This window comes from Psychrobacter communis (genome assembly GCF_014836505.1).
In the GTDB taxonomy this organism is placed as follows: Bacteria; Pseudomonadota; Gammaproteobacteria; order Pseudomonadales; family Moraxellaceae; genus Psychrobacter; species Psychrobacter faecalis.
Genome location: NZ_JACSQR010000023.1, coordinates 28,812 through 47,367, shown reverse-complemented (window position 1 = coordinate 47,367; position 18,556 = coordinate 28,812). Strand labels below are relative to the sequence as shown.

Genomic DNA, 18,556 nt, shown 5'->3' with positions numbered 1-18,556 from the left:
TTTAGCCTGGCTAAAGGCAAGAAGCTGACCATCGACGTGTGGGATAGCTATAATCTAGCACTCTACACCATCAACACTTGTGAGCTTGTGCAAGACAGTCGCGGCCACTGGTATGCCTGCGTTACCGTTAAAGAGTTTCCAAAAACAACTTGTGGCACTGAACAAGTAGGTATTGATTTAGGCTGCATGGACTCAGCAACAACAAGTAATGGTGAGGTACTAAAAACCAAAGTCACCCAGCAATACGCTAAAAAACTAGGCATTGCTCAGCGGTCTAAAAACAAACAAAGAGTTAAGGCGATTCACGCCAAGATTAAACATACACGCCAAGACTTGATTCATAAATTTACCACCAACCTTGCCAAGACTAATAAAATAATCATCATTGGCAAACTTCAATCAACATCATTTACCTCAACCAAGCTAGCCAAGTCCGTCTATGACGCAGGTTGGTTTGAGATTAAGCGGCAACTGACCTACAAATGCGAGAACGCAGGTTGTCACTATGTTGAGGTGAATGAAAGTTACACCACCCAAACTTGTTCGTGTTGTGGCTCACGCCAAAACAGTCCGAAAGGTAGGACGGGTCTTGGAATAAGAGAATGGCTTTGCGAGTGCGGTGTCACTCATGACCGTGATATTAATGCGGCAAAGAATATTCTTGCGCTCGGGCTTGAGCGTCTAGTAGTAGGAATCCCCTCACTTTAGGGAGGAGAGGAAGTCAAATTAACATTGACTGTAATTGACACTAACGCCGCGGGTAGCAGTGGGGATGCGGTTATCAGCATAAATAGCAAGACCACCGCGAGCGGTTTCTTTATATTTATCAGACATATCCGCGCCTGTCTGCTTCATGGTTTCAATGGCTTTATCCAATGAGACAAAGTGCTGACCATTGCCGCGGCAGGCAAGACGAGCGGCGTTAATGGCTTTTACCGCGCCCATCGCATTGCGCTCAATACAAGGGACTTGTACCAAGCCGCCAATCGGGTCACAAGTCAGACCTAAATTATGCTCGATACCAATCTCGGCGGCATTCAAACATTGCGCTGGCGAGCCATCCATAATCTCTGCCAATGCCGAACCTGCCATGGCACAGGCTGAACCGACTTCGCCCTGACAGCCCACTTCAGCCCCAGAGATAGAAGCGTTTTGTTTAATTAAGCTGCCAATGGCGGTGGCATTTAATAAAAACTTACGGACGCCATCTTGGTTATAATTGGGTAAAAAGTCACGATAATAGTGCAAGACCGCAGGAATAATACCCGCCGCACCATTGGTCGGTGCTGTGACAACTTTACCGCCATTGGCATTTTCTTCATTGACGGCAAGTGCATACAAATCAACCCAATCCATCGCTGCAAGCTTATCGGTTTTGGCGATAGGCAAGTCTTTTTCAGCGCATAGTTGATTATGTAAATCGTGAGCGCGGCGTTTAACATCAAGTCCGCCCGGTAAAATGCCACTGTTTTTACAACCTTGAGTCACACAGTCCTGCATCACCTCCCAAATCGTATCTAAATAGCTAAAGATATCTGCTTGATTGCGATAGTGACATTCGTTAGCGAGTACCAGCTCACTGATACTTAACCCATGCTCACGGCATTGTTCAAGCAACTCTGCGGCAGTATTAAAAGGGTAGGGAACGATATCAATCGTTGGGCTGGCATGATCCTCATCGGGATTGTTTGCGTCATCTTCGTTGATAACGAAACCGCCACCAACCGAATAATAGGTTTGCTGGTACTTGCTACCATCGGCCAATAACGCGCGGATGGTCAAGGCATTAGGATGATAAGGCAATACCGTATCATCGTACCAATACATATCGCGCTCGCTATCGAAGTCGATAATATGTTTGCCTGATAAATTAAGCTGTTTATCAGCAAAAATAGGCGCTAGATATTCGCCAGTCAAGCGAGTATCAATGGTACTCGGCGTATGTCCAAGTAAACCCAAATATATCGCCGTATCGGTTGCATGTCCTTTACCGGTAGCGGCCAAAGAGCCATAAAGCTCGATTTCAATATTTTTAATCGTCGTTAATGGGCTTTGCTTAAGCAATGACGTCAAAAATAAATTGGCCGCCACCATGGGCCCGACCGTATGAGAGCTCGACGGTCCAATACCAATTTTAAATAAGTCGAAAACACTAATCATATAAATACCAATAAATTGACAGTGCATCAGCGTATGTGATAAATAGGCTTAAGTACTGGTGTGAAAAAAGATAATAGATAACGGCCCCCAAAGCCTTGATAAATACAGCACAATGACAAGAGCAGGCATTTATTTAAATGCACACTTTAATAAATGTGAGTATTTAAAAAACATGGGATATTATCTATAAATGTCTCCCAGTATAGGCGTACAGAGGCCTGCTGAATAATAACTTTTATTTATCATAGAACTCCGTTATCATGCTCGCAGCCATTACCTGTGTAACATCCTGTAATCTTGCTAACACTATATAGTGAACAACGTCGCAGAAATCCTTAAACTACTTTTAATAGAACCTATTTGACGGTCTGCATTTGGTCAAAGTAAATGACTTTCCTGCTGTTATCGTTTTTTAATTCCTCTATAGTTGTTGATGATTGGCATGACTTAGTTGTTATCGTTTTGACTGAATTCATATCTGTATTCTCATAGTTGTATTTCTCACAGTTTTTTAGCTGACTAATATTCTCTCAGCTCAAATAGGACAGCGCATGACAACTCCCGAACCTCATTCTCCAAACCCCGAAAATAGCACCCAAGAATCTGCTTCGCACAATGCATTAGAAGCGGCTGGTATTGATGCAGCTGCGACGAGTTATCCGCACAATCCAGACTTTGATAATGGTCGTTGGTTTCCAACGTGGCGTCCGTATGGCGGTGATTTGGATCGTGATCCGGTCGGTATCAATGAGTATTTGCCGCCAGCAAAGAGCGTGTTATTAGGTGTGCAGCATACTTTTGCGATGTTTGGGGCGACGGTGCTGGCGCCATTATTAATGGGCTTTGACCCCAATTTAGCCATTTTGATGTCCGGTATTTGTACGGTGATGTTTTTTATGATTACCGGTGGGCGTATGCCTAGTTATTTGGGCTCAAGCTTTGCCTTTATTGGGCCGGTTATTGCGGTGACGGCTTATGCAGGCGTGGGATTTAATGACAATTTGAATGTCGCCTTGGGCGGTATCATGGCATGCGGCATCATTTATGCGCTGATAGGTCTATTGGTCATGAAGACGGGTACAGGCTGGATTGAGCGTTTGATGCCGCCCATTGTTACCGGTGCCATTGTGATGATTATTGGTTTGAATTTAGCACCAGTGACCATTCAAGGGGTATCTGCCAACCAGTTTGATGCATGGATGGCTACGCTGACGGTATTGTTTATCAGTGGGGTGGCGGTATTTACCCGCGGTATGCTGCGCCGTTTGCTGCTGTTGGTTGGCTTGATATTGTCTTATATCGCTTATTTCTTTATGACCAATGTGCTCGGTTATGGCGTTCCGATTGACTTTACTAGTGTATCAGCAGCATCATGGTTTGGTCTGCCAAGTATTCATACGCCGCATTTTGAGATGAGTGCGATTATATTAATTGCGCCTGTTGCCTTTATTTTAGTGGCCGAAAACTTAGGGCACTTTAAAGCGGTCGAAGGTATGACTAAAGCACGAGTAACGCCTTATATGGGTCGGGCATTTTTTGCTGATGGTTTAGCAACGACGTTTTCAGCGGGTTTTGGTGGTACAGGTGTGACCACTTATGCAGAAAACATCGGTGTCATGGCTGTGACCAAAGTATATAGCACGACGATTTTTGTGGTAGCAGGTCTGGTGGCTATCTTGCTTGGGTTATCACCAAAGTTTGGCGCAATTATTCAAACGATACCGGCGGCTTTATTGGGCGGCGCATCTATTGTGGTATTTGGTTTGATTGCGATTGCAGGGGCAAAAATTTGGATAGACAATCATATCGATTTTAGCAAAAACAGCAATTTAATCATTGCCGCGGTCACCGTTATTATGGGTACGGGTAATTTTAGCTTGCATCTAGGCGGCTTTGATTTGGGCGGTATCGGAACGGCTACTTTAACGGCTATTGTGCTAAATGCTTTATTTAATCGACAAAAAGATTAACCGTCAAAAAGATTGATTTGTTCATCGTAAAAAAAGCCACAATAAGTATTGTGGCTTTTACTTATTGTGGCTTTTATTCATTACCGCTTTATTTATAATTTCGTTTATAGAATCTGGCAAAAAAACGATAACGGCGTAGTGCGCGTGGCTTAGGTTTTAACGACCCTAAATAAATGGCAAACATCGTCAGTAGCGCGCCGCTCCATTGCAGCGTATTAATCGGTTTATCAAGCCAGCTATAATCAATCACCAAGGCCGCAATGGGCTCGGTTAATAAGAGCAGCCCTGTCAATGCTAAAGACAGCTTAGGAATCGAGTAGGCGATAAGCCCCCACGCCAAGCATTGCATCACCGTGCCATAAATCAATATCCAACCAATCTCAGACCAAGTACTGGGCAAAATATTACCCATATCAAAGATAAACATCGGCAGAATCATTGCTATGACGCCGCCGATACTCACCAGCTGCATCAGCATAAATATCGGCGTTGGCTCAGTATCATGGGTTTTACGGATAAAGGTCATGGACGCGGCAAGCATGGCACCTGAGACGATGCCCGTGACAAACCCCCAAGTCGCAGCGGTATTTTGCGCAAACTCAGGGCTACCTATCATTGCCACGCCTAGCATGGCTAAAAATAAACTGATGAGCTGCAAAATAGATTGCCGCTCATTAAAGTATAAAAAGCCAATGGCCGCCAAAAAGAAAATCTGCAAGCTATTAAGCAAGGTTGAGATACCGGGACCGACCGCATAAATACTCTCATGCCATAGTGCCAAATCGAGTCCTAAAAACGCGCCTGATAATAGACCGTAAAAAACAGCACGCTTTGAGCGCGGAAGTCGTTGCCCTGTCATTTTAGCCAATATAGCAAACACCACGCCAGAAATAGCCAGTCGCCAAAATGACATTGCCCAGCCACCGATATCGACATGGGCGACAATTAAGCTGCCCAAACCAAAAATAACGCAACCAATGACCAAGCCAGTAGCGGCGGAGCGTGAAGAGGCGATAGCCATGCAATATCCTTATCTCATTACTATGTTACTTTTTTAAAATGCTTTTTAAGTGTGGTTTGCTAAAGAGTTGATTTGTATAGACAGGCCATATTGTCAGTGTTTTGCTCTTGAATTGGAATGCTTTGGTGCAATTTATTTTATAATGACTTATCACTCACCATAGATAAATAAAGCGGTCACCTTCTTACAGCAATAGCATTGGCGCACAAGCTGCCATTTGTTATTCTATCATCTATTTGTATTTTGAAGCACATCCTGTTTTAAAATAGTGATACTCTTCAAATACTTAACTTAATATAGTGAATTTTATATAAAATAGAGACATGATATTTTTGTGCGAAACTGTCGTAAATTTTCTTCGCTTGCTGTGCGCTTCGCTCTCCAGAGGCTTCAAAAAATCTATGACAGTTCCGCTATATCGTTTTTACAATGAACTCCCCATATATTCACAGTGCTTCTATTACTTTTAGCCTAGGTTTGCTTATGCTGCAACGTTCTATATCGAAACGACAAATAGACTTCTTATCTACACTGCTGCCACGTCGCAGTTTCATTGCGCGTCTATTTGTCATGAGCGCCATAGCTGCTACGTTTTTTGGGATGTCAAATGCACAAGCCGCCAGCTGCAAAATACCCAAAAGCTATTATAAAAATGTCTCTTGTACCTCTAGTAGTGGCTATTTCTTAGCGATAAAAGATTTCGGTGCACCAGTTGCCTTGATTGATAAGCAAGGCAAAAGTGTGCTTGATTTAACCCGTTATCAAAAAGTAGATGCCGATAAAATATCGGGTGGCTTGTTACCAGTGCTGCGCAATGGTCGGGTGGGCTATGTCAATATGCAAGGTCGCGAGGTGATCCCTGCGGTGTACGATATGCTCAAAGAAGGACAAAATTGGGCGCGTCCCGTCTCTGAAAATCGGATTGTGGTCAAGCAAAACGGTCATTATGGGGTTGTCGATACGGGCAATAAAACCATCGTGCCATTTGCCGCTGCAATTAGTGACATTGACGATTATCGTAGCGGCATGACGCGAGTACGTAAAAATCAAGCCATCAACTGGTTGGATAAAAATGGTAAACCTATATCTGACCCAAATAGTAGTGCTGCTAGTCAAACAGCGAAGAGTGCCGCTGCTAATAACATCAAGAATAATAGCAGTAATGCCAAAGAATCGCAGAAGCTAGAACCGTCTCGTGGTTTTACCACCTTGCAGCCGCGTCAACAAGACGGCAGATGGGGCTTTGTTGATGAGAATAACATCTCTATGATTACCTATTCTTTCGATGAAGTGCGACCATTTTCTGAAGGCTTGGCGGGCGTGCGTATCGATAATGAATGGGGCTTTGTCAATTTAGGCGGCGAGTTGGTGATTCCTTTTCGCTTTGATAATAGCACTGTGAGTGTGAGTGATTATTATAAAGACCAACCTGCATTTGTATTTACAAATGGCAAAGCTTGGATTGGCAATTTAGAAAACGGCAATAAAATGTGTATTGATAAAGAGGGTGACAGCATTGCTTGTGATTAATACTTAAGACTTATCATTTAATATCACGCTTAAATTTGCCGGTAAAAAAAAGAGTGTCAGAGCGATAGATCATTCATCGTTCTGACACTCTTTTTTTGCTTGAGACGGACTAGCATTAAACTTAAATGGTTATTTTTCTAGCAAGTGCTTACTAATCAAATCGACCATATAAGGCTGATAGTATTCGGGAATATCGTGTGCCATGCCTTCGATTAAATGAAAAGTTGCATTGGGTATGGTCTTTGCAACCACCCGTCCTTGCGAGGCGGGTAATAGGCCATCAGCGCTGCCATGCAGCACAATCGTCGGTGCTTTAACTTGTTTGCTATATTTGCTAATCGAGCCAGAAGCTAAGATGGCATTGAGCTGTTGTACCGTACCAAGTGGATGGAAATTACGCTGATAACGTATCTTAGCAATGTCACGTACCATGCGCACATTGACGTGTCCTGGCGTACCAACGGTTTTCATAAACCAGACGCTATGACGGACGATATCGCGCTCAGAGTGGCTCTCAGGACGATTGATAAGGGTATATAACTGCTTAGGTTTCGGCGGTTTTAAAAACGCTCGATTGGTGGTGGTAAACATCAACGCCATACGTTGCACCAAACTTGGATAACGCGCGGCGACGATTTGAGCGATCATACCGCCCATAGAAGCGCCAAGCAGATGCGTTTTACCAAGTTTTAAGGCTTTGATTAAACGTGCCGTATCTTCTGCCATGTCGGTCAAATTATAAGCAACCGGTGCGCCTTTATTTGACAGACCCGTTTGCAAGCGCATCATCATTTTCAATTGACTGATACGCGGCAAGCCATCAATCTGTACTTTAGATGACAAGCCGATATCACGATTGTCAAAACGAATCACAAAAAACCCAGCATCGATAAAGCGTTTGATAAAATTGTCGGGCCAGAAGATCATTTGTGAGCCCAGCCCCATAATCATAAGCAATGGCGGATTCTTGGGATCACCACCGGCTTCAACGCACAGCTCAATGCCATCACCAATATCTATCATTGCTTGATAAAGATGTTCGCTCAAATCAGACGGATACCAAGCATGATCGCCAAACTTTTGCCATTCAGGCGTCGGGTAATCGATTGTTGGAGTGTCGATTGTCGCAGCGCTAAGTGCTGAAGAATTAGATGGTGAAGAGCTAAGCACTGTATCATTGGTCATTTTGTCATTAAGCACTAAAGCATTGTCGGTTTCTTCTGAATTTACAGACGCGTTTGTGTGATTGGTGGGGTTTGATTCTGTCATGAAGTATCCTATTTAGATGGTCGTTGGCTTAAAATTCGAGCATCTCAAAATCAAGCTTGCCAACGCCGCATTCTGGGCACGTCCAGTCGTCTGGAATGTCTTCCCATTTGGTACCAGGCGCGATGCCTTCTTCTGGGCAGCCAAGCTCTTCGTCGTATATCCAACCGCAGACAATACATTCATAACGTTTCATAAATAGTCCTATCGATTATTTCCAGTTTTACGATTACTAATGTTTCTTTTACCAGCGTTTTTGCTATTACCAGTGGCGTTAACTAAATTAATCGGCATTTTTAAAGCAATTATTAAGTATTCTAGCCAACATTTAGCGTGTAAAAACGCACGTAGTTTAGCATATAGCGGTTATTTTCATAGTTAAGTTTACACTTGTATATTGAGATTCACCAGCTTTTATCAAGTGCCTATGCGTCACTTTCAAGGTTTTAGCAGGGCTGTCATTGCCGATTTTGCCGCCACGATAAAGCTGATTATGCTATAATTATCGCCGCTATTTTTAGCGATTGTCATCTCATTTATCACCTACCTCATTTACCACCGTCATATCATTATTTAAGTTTTATAAGTTAAGGGTTACTATGAGCGCGAATGCCGCCGTTACATCAGCTGAAGTTAAGACCACAACCGATTCATCTAATACGCTCAATACTGACCATCCATTTTGGCAAATCATTCGCACAGTACCAGACTTCCCAAAAGTTGGTATCGATTTCTATGATATTACACCGTTACTACGCAGTCATATCAATGCGGTGATTGATGAGATGTTAGCGGCTTTGCCTAAAGGTTTGCTTGATGAAGTGGATTGCTTAGGCGCCGTAGAGGCGCGTGGATTTGTATTTGCCAGTTTGCTGGCGGGACGTTTGGGTAAAGGCATGATTTTGCTGCGTAAACCCGGTAAATTACCGCCACCGGTTGCCAATAAAGCTTATGCGTTAGAATACGGCAAAGACACGCTTGAGATGCAAAATAATTTGCCGCCTGAGCGGGTATTATTGGTCGACGATATATTGGCGACAGGCGGCACGCTGATGACCGCTTATGAGCTTTGTAAATCTGCACAGCATACGGTAGTTGGCGCCTTGGTATTGTTAGATTTGGTTGCTCTGCATGGCGAGTTTCCTGTACCTGTTTATACGGTTTTAAAAGCTTAGAGAAATGGTTTTTAGCATAATAAAAAGCGCGCTGAATTAATAGTTCAGCGCGCTTTTTAATGGCATGTACTTTGTTGGTTCGTCTTGACCTGCGTTACTTGTCTTGCTGATAACTTTTACACGCCTGTTCGACGAGCAAGCGGCTAATCGTTTTTGGTTTGGTCAGCTTAAAGTCTTTGGTTGTCAGTATCGGTTTATCGGATTGCCAAGATTTTAACACTTTATCGTCAGCAGCATAGTTGACATAAGCGCGACGATAATAGCTTGCATCCTTACATGAGATAAGCCATTGTTGGTCGCTATGATGAATGCTGGTTTCTTTCACTGTTTTATTAGCGGCTTTGTCTTTATTCTCTTTTGCTTTCGCTTCATTTTCTTTAGCGTCTTTTGCGCTATCCTTTGGCGCAGGATAGGTTCTACGAATAGAGACGGTAATGTTTTCGACCTCTTTTTCATCAATAATATGAATGTCTGAGCGTTCGATAGAATCCACATCCAAGCTAAAAACAGAGCCAGTTTGGCTTTTTGAGACCTCTAACCAGTTTGCCGCATAGCCACTCATTGCAAGCGTACTACCTGCTAATATCACTGCTAGCCGTTTCATAATCGAGCCTTGCTTGTTGTTATATAAAGTCGCTTATCATAGCCAACTTGATAGAAGCAGGCAAATTACTTTTATGACAAGGGGTTCATACTGAGACAATCTCAGCACTCGTGATTAGCAGGCAAACGCATAAAATATATAAATATCGCAGTTAATCTCGCATCGCCGCGAGCATTTGCGCAAGCTCATCACGCGCACCGATAAAGCCATCGATACCCTTGGGTAATAAGTCTTGGGTGACGATATCTTGCTGATAAGCGGCACTGAACTCGTCATGGGTTAAGCTGACCTTCGCCATGTCGGGCAAATCCATTGACATACTTGGTGACAGTTGGCGTGTCACTTCGACATCCATGGCTGCCAGCTCATCAATCAGATTGGGCGCGATGGTCAATAGATCACAGCCAGCTAGTGCTAATATTTGCTCGGTCGAGCGGAAACTTGCGCCCATCACTTGGGTCTTATAGCCATGTTGTTTGTAGTATTGGTAAATAAGCTTGACCGATTGCACACCCATATCATCTGAAGCAGGGACATTTTGGCGGTTTTGCTGACGTTTTTGCCAGTCTAAAATACGTCCAACAAAAGGCGAGATTAGGGTAACGCCCGCATCGGCACAAGCAATCGCTTGATGTTGACCGAATAATAACGTCAAGTTGCAGTGAATTCCCTGAGTTTCAAGGTAACGCGCCGCTTCAATACCTTGCCAGGTTGCGGCCATCTTAATCAATACGCGCTCTGAATCAATACCTGCTTTTTGGTAGGCTTCCATAAAGCTGAGCGCTTTATCAATGGTGGCTTGAGTGTCATAAGATAAGCGTGCATCGACTTCGGTTGAAACGCGACCTTCAATCAATGCCAAAATATTACAGCCGATTTGAACGGTTAATTCATCAATCACTGCATCGACATCACCGCGATGGCGACTCATGGTTTCTGACATCAGCGCTTCATTGTCCGGATGAATCAGCGCTTTGGTAATAAGGCTTGGATTGGTCGTGGCATCGATGGGTTTTAGACGCGCAATGGCGGCAAGGTCGCCCGTATCAGCGACAATAGTGGTCATGGTGCGAAGCTGTTGTAATGCGCTCATCAGATATCCTATGATTAATTTACGTTTTGATGTTTTTATTTAGCCGTGTTATTTAGATTGGTTATTTCAGTTAGTTGCTTATGAGTTTTCATTGATAAAGCGATTTATCATGGCGGTATGGTGAATTTAACGGCTATCTTTAAACTGTATCATATATTTGGACGGTTGTAGCCTGATAGTTTTATAGGGTATAGCGTTTATCGTGCATAACTGTGCTAAGATTTATGGCAAATTGCTTATTTGCGCGTATTTACGAATGGGCACTGTCGATAGTTTTTGCTATAGTAGAGCCGATCCACTGTTTGGCTCGCTAAACATGAGAACTAAGCGAGCATTTATTATTAAAACGCCAATCTCAACTTATCGTAGGCTTTTGATTTTTATAGAATTTAAAATTCTAATTGTTTTAACTGAAATTTTAAAAACTAAGTAAACCAATAACCTTAGAAAAATAAGTTGAGAGTGGGGTTATTAAAATAAGCAGGTTACCTAGCTAATAGACAACAGTCATAAACTTTAGCAATAACTTTAGCAATAATATTAGAAAAAGGATGGGCGGTAATGAGTGAGCAGTCACCAGAGCAAAATGTAGACAATCTAAACCAAACCCCTGCAAGTGTTGATGGGGCTGCAACTGATAAAGCGTTTTTAAACACATTGCGCCAAAGTATTGATGCAGTTGACTGCGAAATTCAAACGCTCATTAATAACCGTGCCAAATTGGCGCAGCAAGTAGCGACGGTAAAAAAAGACCACGTTGCCAATAGTCCTGATGCCGAAAAAACCAATCCTATTTTTTATCGTCCTGAGCGTGAAGCGCAAGTGTTAAAGGCGGTGATGGAACGTAATACTGGGCCCATCGCCGATGAAAAAATGGCGCGTTTGTTCCGCGAAATCATGTCAGTCTGCCTTGATTTGGAAGCACCGCAGCGTATTGCGTTCTTAGGCCCTATCGGCACCTTTACCCATGCCGCCGCTTTAAAGCATTTTGGTAAAGCCGCCGATACCGTGCCGCTAAATACTATTACTGACGTCTTCCGAGAAGTTGAAGCAGGCACAGCAATGTATGGCGTGGTACCAGTTGAAAACTCGTCAGAGGGCGTGGTTAACCATACCTTAGATGGCTTCTTATCTTCTAGCTTAAAGATAATCGGTGAAGTTGAGTTGCCTATTCATCAAAACTTCTTGGTTGCTGAACACACCAAAATTGATGGCTTAAGCCGTATCTACTCACATCAGCAGTCATTGGCGCAGTGCCGCCATTGGCTCGATGTTAATTTCCCAAATGTTGAGCGTGTGGCGGTATCGAGCAATGGTGAAGCGGCCCGCCGTCTCAAAAACGAATGGCATTCAGCGGCAATCGCCGGTGATGTGGCAGCGGCAGAGTACGATTTACATAAGCTGTATTCAAACATCGAAGACAATCCTAGCAATACCACGCGTTTCCTAATTATCGGTCACGAGGCGATTGCGCCATCGGGTCAAGATAAAACTTCAATTATGGTTTCAGCGCATGATAAAGCAGGCGCCCTGATCGAAATCTTAAAGCCCTTGTCTTATCATGGCGTGTCGATGACCAGTATCGAGACGCGTCCTGAACGTCCAAATAAATGGGCTTACGTGTTCTTTATCGATATGGATGGCCACATCGAAGACGCAAATGTGAGTGCAGCAATTGCTGATATCCGTCCATTGGTCAAAGATTTGCGCATTTTAGGTTCTTATCCAAAAGCCGTGCTATAAAGCTGGCTTAATAGAATGGTTTTAACAGTAGGGATTCATCAACAGTAAATGCCTTATCACATCCAAGGATAAATCATGCAGTCATCACAGTCGACAGAGTCAAATTTATCACCGCTAGTGCCGGCCTATGACAGTATTTTAGAGCTAATGCCTTATCAGACGGGCAAGCCGGTTGAAGAGTTGACACGCGAGTACGGTGTCTCAGATGTGGTCAAGCTTGCTAGTAATGAAAATCCACTGGGCTGCTCACCGCATGTCACGCTTGCGATTACCGAGCAACTGGGTCAGCTGGCACGTTATCCTGATGGCAATGGTTATTATCTCAAACAAGCACTTGCTGACTTTAACGATGTTGGTGTCGACCAGATTACTTTAGGTAATGGCTCTGATGATTTGCTTGATATCTTAGCGCGTAGTTTTGCTGGCGTCGATGATGCGATTATTTATAGTCAGTATGCTTTTATCGTTTATCCGATGCTGGCCAAAATGCAAGGCGCAAAAGGCGTGGAAGTGCCAGCCAATCGTTTTGGTCATGATTTAAAGGCGATGAGTCAGGCGGTAGCGGACAATCCTAATAGCAAAATGGTCTTTATCGCCAATCCTAATAACCCAACGGGTACGCAGCTTACGCAGCAAGAGTTACGTGCATTTGTGGCTAGTGTGCCAAGCTCAGTGTTGGTGGTACTAGATGAAGCCTATATCGAATATAGTCCTGAGAGTAATAATAGAGCGCTGCTCGATGAATTTGAGAATGTGGTTATTGTACGTACTTTTTCAAAAGCCTATGGGCTAGCAGGTTTGCGTGTTGGTTATGCGCTAAGCTCAGTCGCTGTCGCCGATTTACTCAATCGCATTCGTCAGCCCTTTAACGTTAGTAGAGTCGCTTTAGCTGCTGCCAATGCTGCGCTTGCAGACCAAGACTTTATTGAAAAAACAAGACTTAATAACCAAGAGCAAATGCGCTGGTTAGAAAAGCAGTTTGATGCCTTGGGGCTAGGGTTTATTAAGTCGCATGCCAACTTTATCATGGTTGAAATAGAAGTTGAGATGGAAGACATAAACGCGGCTGCCATTTATCAAGCACTGCTAGAGCAAGGCGTGATAGTGCGTCCATTAGCAGGTTATGGTTTGCTCAATTGGCTGCGTATTACGGTAGGGGTTGCAGAAGATAATATGCGCCTGATTGATACCTTGCGCTCAATACTGACTGAAGATTAATAAAAAAGTAGTTATCCGTATTTTAATCAAAAAATAAATCAATTTTACGACGCCAATATCAGCATGCTTTATGCCTACTGATGCTGGTTTGTTGAAAGAGAAACGCCGTGAGTCGCCAGCAAAACAACCTTAGCAATCAAAATATAAGTAATCGAAACTTAAGCAATCAACCCATAACCAACCAAAACAATCATATGCAATCGTCTATACATACTCAGCCGCCATTATTTGAGCAAGTCTGTGTTATCGGTCTCGGGCTGATTGGCGCGAGTCTTGCCCAAGCCATCAAAGACCTTGGTTTAAGTGCGCGCTTGGTGGCGGTTGATCGACATGCACCAAGCATCGATGAAGCCATGCAACATGGTTTGCTAGATGCGGGTAGTGCCGTCTTAAGTGAAGTGGTATCGGGCAGCGACTTAATTGTCATCGCCGTGCCAGTGCAAGCGGTAAAGGCTGTGTTTGTCGATATCAAAACCGCGATGGATCATGGACAGCTTGCTGCTGATTGCCTCATTACTGATGTCTGTAGTACCAAGGTTAATATCATTGAGGCGGCAAAAGCGGTCTTTAGCTCGCTACCAACGGGGTTTGTCCCTGCGCATCCGATTGCTGGAGCGGAAAATTCAGGCTATCATGCCAGGCGCGCCACTCTATTTGTCAATCATAGCGTGATTATCTGTGAGCTGCCAACGACCAATGATAACGCTGTTGCTAAGCTTCGTCAGTTATGGGAAGCAGTTGGTGCGACGGTCATGCCGATGGCGGCTGAACGTCATGACGCAATATTGGCACATACCAGTCATCTGCCGCATTTGCTGGCGTTTAATTTGGTTGAACAGCTGGCAAGTCATGATGACAATTTAGATATGTTTCGCTATGCCGCAGGCGGTTTTCGCGACTTTAGCCGTATTGCCGCCAGCGACCCTAAAATGTGGCATGATATATTTTTTGCCAACCAAAGCGCGATTATAAGCGCTCTTGACGAGTATGGCGTTTATCTACAGAATATGCGCCAGCTTATCATTGATAAAGATTCGACCGCCCTCATGGGGCTTTTGGGCCGCGCGCAAGCCGCACGGCGACATTTTGGCCATATGTTAGCCAGCACCCCTTATACGGATACTTCTGCCATGTCAGCTTCTTATAATATTACTCCTAGCAACACCGTCTCTGGCACCATTACTATTCCTGGTGATAAATCTATCTCGCATCGCAGTATCATGCTTGGTAGCCTTGCCACAGGTGTCACCAACGTCACAGGGTTTTTGGAAGGAGAGGATGCGCTGGCTACCTTGCAAGCATTTCGTGATATGGGCGTGAGTATTGAAGGCCCTGATAAAGGTAAATTAACCATTCATGGCGTCGGTATGAACGGTCTAAAACCAAGCAAAACGCCCTTATATATGGGCAACTCAGGCACCAGTATGCGCCTGCTTGCCGGTATATTAGCAGCGCAGTCATTTGATAGTGTATTGACAGGCGATACCAGTCTAAATAAGCGTCCGATGGAACGTGTGGCCGCACCATTACGTGAAATGGGAGCCGTCATTCAAAGTACCGGTCATAATGGTACCGCACCGCTTAGCATTACGGGTCGAGCGAATGTTGGTGAGCCGCTCCAAGGTATGGAATATGATATGCCAGTTGCCTCTGCACAGGTTAAGTCTTGCTTATTATTGGCGGGACTTTGGGCAGAAGGTACCACGACCGTTATTCAACCTGAAGTTAGCCGCGATCATACCGAACGTATGCTCTCAGCCTTTAGTTATCCTGTGATGGTTGATGGCAATCGTGTCAGCGTCAAAGGTGGCGGTACGCTTACAGGCGGCGATATCGCCGTTCCTGCTGATATCTCATCAGCGGCTTTCTTTATGGTAGCCGCAGCTATCAGTCAGGGCAGCGAGCTGACCCTAACGCAAGTGGGTATTAATCCGACGCGTACGGGTATCATTGATATTTTAAAATTGATGAATGCTGATATTAGCCTAAGCAATGAAACCCATGTCGGCGGCGAGCCAGTGGCGGACATTACTATTCGCAGCTCAAGCCTAAAAGGTATCGAGATTCCAGAATATTTAGTACCTTTAGCGATTGATGAGTTTCCCGTATTATTTATCGCTGCTAGCTGTGCCCAAGGTCGTACGGTGTTAACCGGTGCAAAAGAGTTGCGTGTGAAAGAGTCAGATCGTATCGCCGTGATGGCAGACGGTCTACAAACACTAGGCATTGATTGTACGGTGACTGAAGATGGCCTGATTATTGAAGGTAAAGGCATCGAAGGTAAGGGCAGTAACGTTAATGAAGTGAATAACAGCCAGCCTGTCTTTGGCGGCGGACATATTACCTCGCATCATGACCATCGTATTGCCATGAGTTTTGCGGTTGCCAGCTTACGTGCAGCGAAGCAGATTACCATTGAAGGCGTTGAAACCGTCAATACCAGTTTCCCAGGATTTGCTGAGCTTGCCAATCAAATTGGTATGTCTATCAAGGTCGATAATGGCGCGGCTTAATATTGAAGTTGTTAATTACCTGACAAAATATTATTAACTTCTAAAATTTAAAGCTTTATCTTCTGAATCTGTTAAAGTCCAAAAGCTAAATTTTAAACTTGTTATAAAATTTATTTAATAATAGTTGTTGTCGTGAGCAATGTGTTGATACTTAGTTGGTATCAACGCATTGCTTTTTACTTTCTACCCTCTACGTAGTAACCCTGCGCTCTTACTTTTATCATTTGATAATGGTTTAAAAATAGGTAAGGGCGCGCTTTGCTCTAAAAAGTTGTATCGTCTTATGGCCACTCAAAATGTTGTCAAAAAACCCGTTGCTCCTATTCAAACCACCAGACGCGGTATTGCCACCGCGCTAACAGCGTTCTTTATTTGGGGTGCATTTCCGTTATACTTTAAGCAGCTCGCTGCTTATGATGCGACCGAGATTATCGGCCATCGCATTATATGGACCTTTGCCTGCTTGCTTATCGTATTGGTGCTGACCAAGCGCTGGCAATGGATTGATACGCTAAAGCAAAACCCGAGATGGATAGCATTTTCTTTTATATCGGGTTTGATTATTGCCACCAACTGGCTTACTTATGTATGGGCGGTCAACCACGACCGCATTCTTGAGGCCAGTTTGGGTTATTTTATCGGACCATTGGTCGGCGTGGCGCTCTCGATGATTTTGTTTAAAGAGCGTTTGCGCCCCTTGCAATGGGTAGCTATTGGTTTTGCGCTATTGTCCGTGCTGATTCAAGTCGTTATGATTGGTAGCCTGCCATGGATATCGCTGATTTTAGCCTTTAGTTTTAGTACTTACGGCACCATCCAGCGCCAAACACCGCTCACGGCGGTCGATGCCATGTTTGTAGAAACCACCATGTTAGTACCGATCTGTTTATGGTGGTTTTGGCAAGCTGACGTGGTGAGTAGTCAGTTAAGTTTTTGGTTTACCTCAAACATTTGGCTGCTGATGCTGGCAGGTCCGATTACGCTGATACCATTATTGTTGTTTAATAAATCGACTAAGATGGTTGCTTTTAGTATTCTAAGTTTTATGAATTATCTGACCCCGACCTTTATTTTCTTCTTGGCGGTATTCTATTATAACGAGCCTTTTGATTTACATCGTCTGGCGGTATTTGGTTTGATTTGGCTTGGGTTATTATTATTCAGTATTGACCTATGGCGCCATCGTCCGAGTAAAGCGTTAAAAGCTGCGCGCCTGCGCGACGAGGCGTTATCGTAAAATTGTTTTAAAATAAAAGTATAATAAATAAGGATAAGCGCATGTTTCATACCGAATCTGATGTGGTATTTGTCAAAGGCTTAACAGTAGAGGCGGTGATTGGTGTCTATGCCTGGGAGCGCGCTATTACGCAGCCACTCCTGATTGACATAGCGCTTGAGACGGATATTAGTAAAGCGGCTGTGTCAGACGATGTTAATGATGCGCTCAATTACAAAGCGGTCTGCGATGATGTGAGCGCATGGTGCCAAGCCATTCAAGCGCAGCTGCTTGAGCATTTGGCTGGTCAAATCGCTGATAAGCTACTGGCAAAATATAACTGTCATAAAATAACGCTCAGCGTTGCCAAGCCAACTGCTATTCAACAAGCGGATGCGGTTGGGGTGCAGATCACCCGTTATGCCAAAGGCTCAATAGCCGAATCCAATGTAAACCAAGATAGTTAATCTGATGACACATAGAGCATTGGCTGATTTGAATCTTGAAGACTTAAAACAGTGCGCGCCTGAACAGCTGCAAACGCATTCTGTATCGGCAGTGCTGCTCGCCCTCGGTAGTAATTATCAAGCTGAGAAATACTTACCACGCGCTCGAGAACAGCTTGCGGCTTTAGGTGAAATACAGCTATCAACGGCATTTCAAAATCCTGATTTTACCGCGACACCTGAGCTACCAAAACCTGACTATACCAATCAGTGTGTTTATTTAACCCTTACATCTGCCATGACCCTGCAGCAGTTGCAGCAGACTTTTAAAAAAATTGAGAGTGATTGCGGTAGACAGCGTTGCTCTGAATCAATAAAAAACCCTATAAAAAAAGTCGCTATGGATATTGATATTTTACTAATAAAATTAGACGATAGAGAAAATAGCCTAAGCAATTATTTGGCGCCTAAAAAAATAGTCAAAAATTCAGAGCAATGGATAATCATGGCAGATCGTTATCCATTTAAGGCCCATGAAAGGGCAGGGGTTGAAGAGTTGATTTTGAGTGGGCTTTAAAGAAGTTAAATGCAGTGGCTGAGC

Annotated in this window: 16 protein-coding genes; 10 read left to right on the top strand and 6 right to left on the bottom strand. The window is 44.0% G+C overall.

Annotated elements, in window-relative coordinates:
* Positions 1-708: RNA-guided endonuclease InsQ/TnpB family protein (locus tag H9653_RS08815; protein WP_191691932.1), on the top strand; the 708-nt coding region annotated here is incomplete at its 5' end.
* 18 nt (positions 709-726) lie between these two features.
* On the opposite strand, the gene H9653_RS08810 is transcribed toward H9653_RS08815, so the two are convergent.
* The gene (locus H9653_RS08810; protein ID WP_102076763.1) at positions 727-2,160 is read right to left on the bottom strand and encodes an L-serine ammonia-lyase; all 1,434 of its coding nucleotides are present in this window, start codon (positions 2,158-2,160) and stop codon (positions 727-729) included.
* 551 nt (positions 2,161-2,711) lie between these two features.
* Between H9653_RS08810 and H9653_RS08805 the strand changes: the two genes are divergently transcribed.
* Positions 2,712-4,130, top strand: coding sequence for a solute carrier family 23 protein (locus H9653_RS08805; protein WP_102076764.1), 1,419 nt, complete (start codon positions 2,712-2,714; stop codon positions 4,128-4,130).
* A gap of 88 nt (positions 4,131-4,218) precedes the next feature.
* On the opposite strand, the gene H9653_RS08800 is transcribed toward H9653_RS08805, so the two are convergent.
* Positions 4,219-5,151 (bottom strand): DMT family transporter, encoded by a 933-nt coding sequence (locus tag H9653_RS08800; protein ID WP_102076765.1) that lies wholly within the window; start codon positions 5,149-5,151, stop codon positions 4,219-4,221.
* Positions 5,152-5,721: 570 nt separating this feature from the next.
* On the opposite strand from H9653_RS08800, the gene H9653_RS08795 reads away from it, so the two are divergent.
* Positions 5,722-6,681: a WG repeat-containing protein gene (locus H9653_RS08795; protein WP_369811335.1), complete on the top strand. Its 960-nt coding sequence runs from the start codon at positions 5,722-5,724 to the stop codon at positions 6,679-6,681.
* Positions 6,682-6,810: 129 nt separating this feature from the next.
* On the opposite strand, the gene H9653_RS08790 is transcribed toward H9653_RS08795, so the two are convergent.
* Both H9653_RS08790 and H9653_RS08785 read right to left on the bottom strand, forming a co-directional pair.
* Positions 6,811-7,704: an alpha/beta fold hydrolase gene (locus tag H9653_RS08790; protein WP_225211688.1), complete on the bottom strand. Its 894-nt coding sequence runs from the start codon at positions 7,702-7,704 to the stop codon at positions 6,811-6,813.
* 274 nt (positions 7,705-7,978) lie between these two features.
* Positions 7,979-8,143 (bottom strand): rubredoxin, encoded by a 165-nt coding sequence (locus H9653_RS08785; protein ID WP_068406924.1) that lies wholly within the window; start codon positions 8,141-8,143, stop codon positions 7,979-7,981.
* Positions 8,144-8,546: 403 nt separating this feature from the next.
* Between H9653_RS08785 and H9653_RS08780 the strand changes: the two genes are divergently transcribed.
* On the top strand, positions 8,547-9,122 hold the full coding sequence (locus H9653_RS08780; RefSeq protein ID WP_068406921.1) for an adenine phosphoribosyltransferase: 576 nt from the start codon (positions 8,547-8,549) through the stop codon (positions 9,120-9,122).
* 94 nt (positions 9,123-9,216) lie between these two features.
* Here H9653_RS08780 and H9653_RS08775 read toward each other — a convergent pair whose 3' ends face one another.
* Positions 9,217-9,726, bottom strand: coding sequence for a hypothetical protein (locus H9653_RS08775; RefSeq protein ID WP_102076767.1), 510 nt, complete (start codon positions 9,724-9,726; stop codon positions 9,217-9,219).
* 151 nt (positions 9,727-9,877) lie between these two features.
* Positions 9,878-10,819 (bottom strand): transaldolase, encoded by a 942-nt coding sequence (locus tag H9653_RS08770; RefSeq protein WP_068406916.1) that lies wholly within the window; start codon positions 10,817-10,819, stop codon positions 9,878-9,880.
* A 561-nt stretch (positions 10,820-11,380) separates the two neighbouring features.
* Between H9653_RS08770 and pheA the strand changes: the two genes are divergently transcribed.
* The 6 genes from pheA to H9653_RS08740 all read left to right on the top strand — a co-directional run bounded on the left by pheA (position 11,381) and on the right by H9653_RS08740 (position 18,532).
* Positions 11,381-12,562 carry a prephenate dehydratase gene (pheA, locus tag H9653_RS08765; RefSeq protein ID WP_191691930.1) on the top strand — a complete coding sequence of 394 codons (1,182 nt, stop codon included), beginning with the start codon at positions 11,381-11,383 and terminating at the stop codon, positions 12,560-12,562.
* A gap of 75 nt (positions 12,563-12,637) precedes the next feature.
* Positions 12,638-13,780, top strand: a complete 1,143-nt coding sequence (hisC, locus tag H9653_RS08760; RefSeq protein ID WP_068406909.1) for a histidinol-phosphate transaminase — start codon at positions 12,638-12,640, stop codon at positions 13,778-13,780.
* A gap of 194 nt (positions 13,781-13,974) precedes the next feature.
* A complete protein-coding gene (locus H9653_RS08755; RefSeq protein WP_191691938.1) occupies positions 13,975-16,293 on the top strand; it encodes a bifunctional prephenate dehydrogenase/3-phosphoshikimate 1-carboxyvinyltransferase in 2,319 nt (772 codons plus the stop codon).
* A gap of 283 nt (positions 16,294-16,576) precedes the next feature.
* Positions 16,577-17,530 carry an EamA family transporter RarD gene (gene rarD / locus H9653_RS08750; RefSeq protein ID WP_068406937.1) on the top strand — a complete coding sequence of 318 codons (954 nt, stop codon included), beginning with the start codon at positions 16,577-16,579 and terminating at the stop codon, positions 17,528-17,530.
* A 41-nt stretch (positions 17,531-17,571) separates the two neighbouring features.
* Positions 17,572-17,976, top strand: coding sequence for a dihydroneopterin aldolase (gene folB / locus H9653_RS08745; protein WP_102076768.1), 405 nt, complete (start codon positions 17,572-17,574; stop codon positions 17,974-17,976).
* 4 nt (positions 17,977-17,980) lie between these two features.
* Positions 17,981-18,532, top strand: a complete 552-nt coding sequence (locus H9653_RS08740; RefSeq protein WP_068406901.1) for a 2-amino-4-hydroxy-6-hydroxymethyldihydropteridine diphosphokinase — start codon at positions 17,981-17,983, stop codon at positions 18,530-18,532.
* Positions 18,533-18,556 lie beyond the last annotated feature (24 nt).

What these genes read in the sequence shown, in the direction of transcription:
- H9653_RS08805 (WP_102076764.1), top strand. Translation starts at nt 2,712, where the DNA reads ATGACAACTCCCGAACCTCATTCTCCAAACCCCGAAAATAGCACCCAA.
- H9653_RS08775 (WP_102076767.1), bottom strand. Translation starts at nt 9,726, where the DNA reads ATGAAACGGCTAGCAGTGATATTAGCAGGTAGTACGCTTGCAATGAGT.
- H9653_RS08795 (WP_369811335.1), top strand. Translation starts at nt 5,722, where the DNA reads ATGAGCGCCATAGCTGCTACGTTTTTTGGGATGTCAAATGCACAAGCC.
- H9653_RS08785 (WP_068406924.1), bottom strand. Translation starts at nt 8,143, where the DNA reads ATGAAACGTTATGAATGTATTGTCTGCGGTTGGATATACGACGAAGAG.
- hisC (WP_068406909.1), top strand. Translation starts at nt 12,638, where the DNA reads ATGCAGTCATCACAGTCGACAGAGTCAAATTTATCACCGCTAGTGCCG.
- folB (WP_102076768.1), top strand. Translation starts at nt 17,572, where the DNA reads ATGTTTCATACCGAATCTGATGTGGTATTTGTCAAAGGCTTAACAGTA.
- pheA (WP_191691930.1), top strand. Translation starts at nt 11,381, where the DNA reads ATGAGTGAGCAGTCACCAGAGCAAAATGTAGACAATCTAAACCAAACC.
- H9653_RS08740 (WP_068406901.1), top strand. Translation starts at nt 17,981, where the DNA reads ATGACACATAGAGCATTGGCTGATTTGAATCTTGAAGACTTAAAACAG.
- H9653_RS08770 (WP_068406916.1), bottom strand. Translation starts at nt 10,819, where the DNA reads ATGAGCGCATTACAACAGCTTCGCACCATGACCACTATTGTCGCTGAT.
- H9653_RS08790 (WP_225211688.1), bottom strand. Translation starts at nt 7,704, where the DNA reads ATGATAGATATTGGTGATGGCATTGAGCTGTGCGTTGAAGCCGGTGGT.
- H9653_RS08800 (WP_102076765.1), bottom strand. Translation starts at nt 5,151, where the DNA reads ATGGCTATCGCCTCTTCACGCTCCGCCGCTACTGGCTTGGTCATTGGT.
- H9653_RS08780 (WP_068406921.1), top strand. Translation starts at nt 8,547, where the DNA reads ATGAGCGCGAATGCCGCCGTTACATCAGCTGAAGTTAAGACCACAACC.
- H9653_RS08755 (WP_191691938.1), top strand. Translation starts at nt 13,975, where the DNA reads ATGCAATCGTCTATACATACTCAGCCGCCATTATTTGAGCAAGTCTGT.
- H9653_RS08810 (WP_102076763.1), bottom strand. Translation starts at nt 2,160, where the DNA reads ATGATTAGTGTTTTCGACTTATTTAAAATTGGTATTGGACCGTCGAGC.
- rarD (WP_068406937.1), top strand. Translation starts at nt 16,577, where the DNA reads ATGGCCACTCAAAATGTTGTCAAAAAACCCGTTGCTCCTATTCAAACC.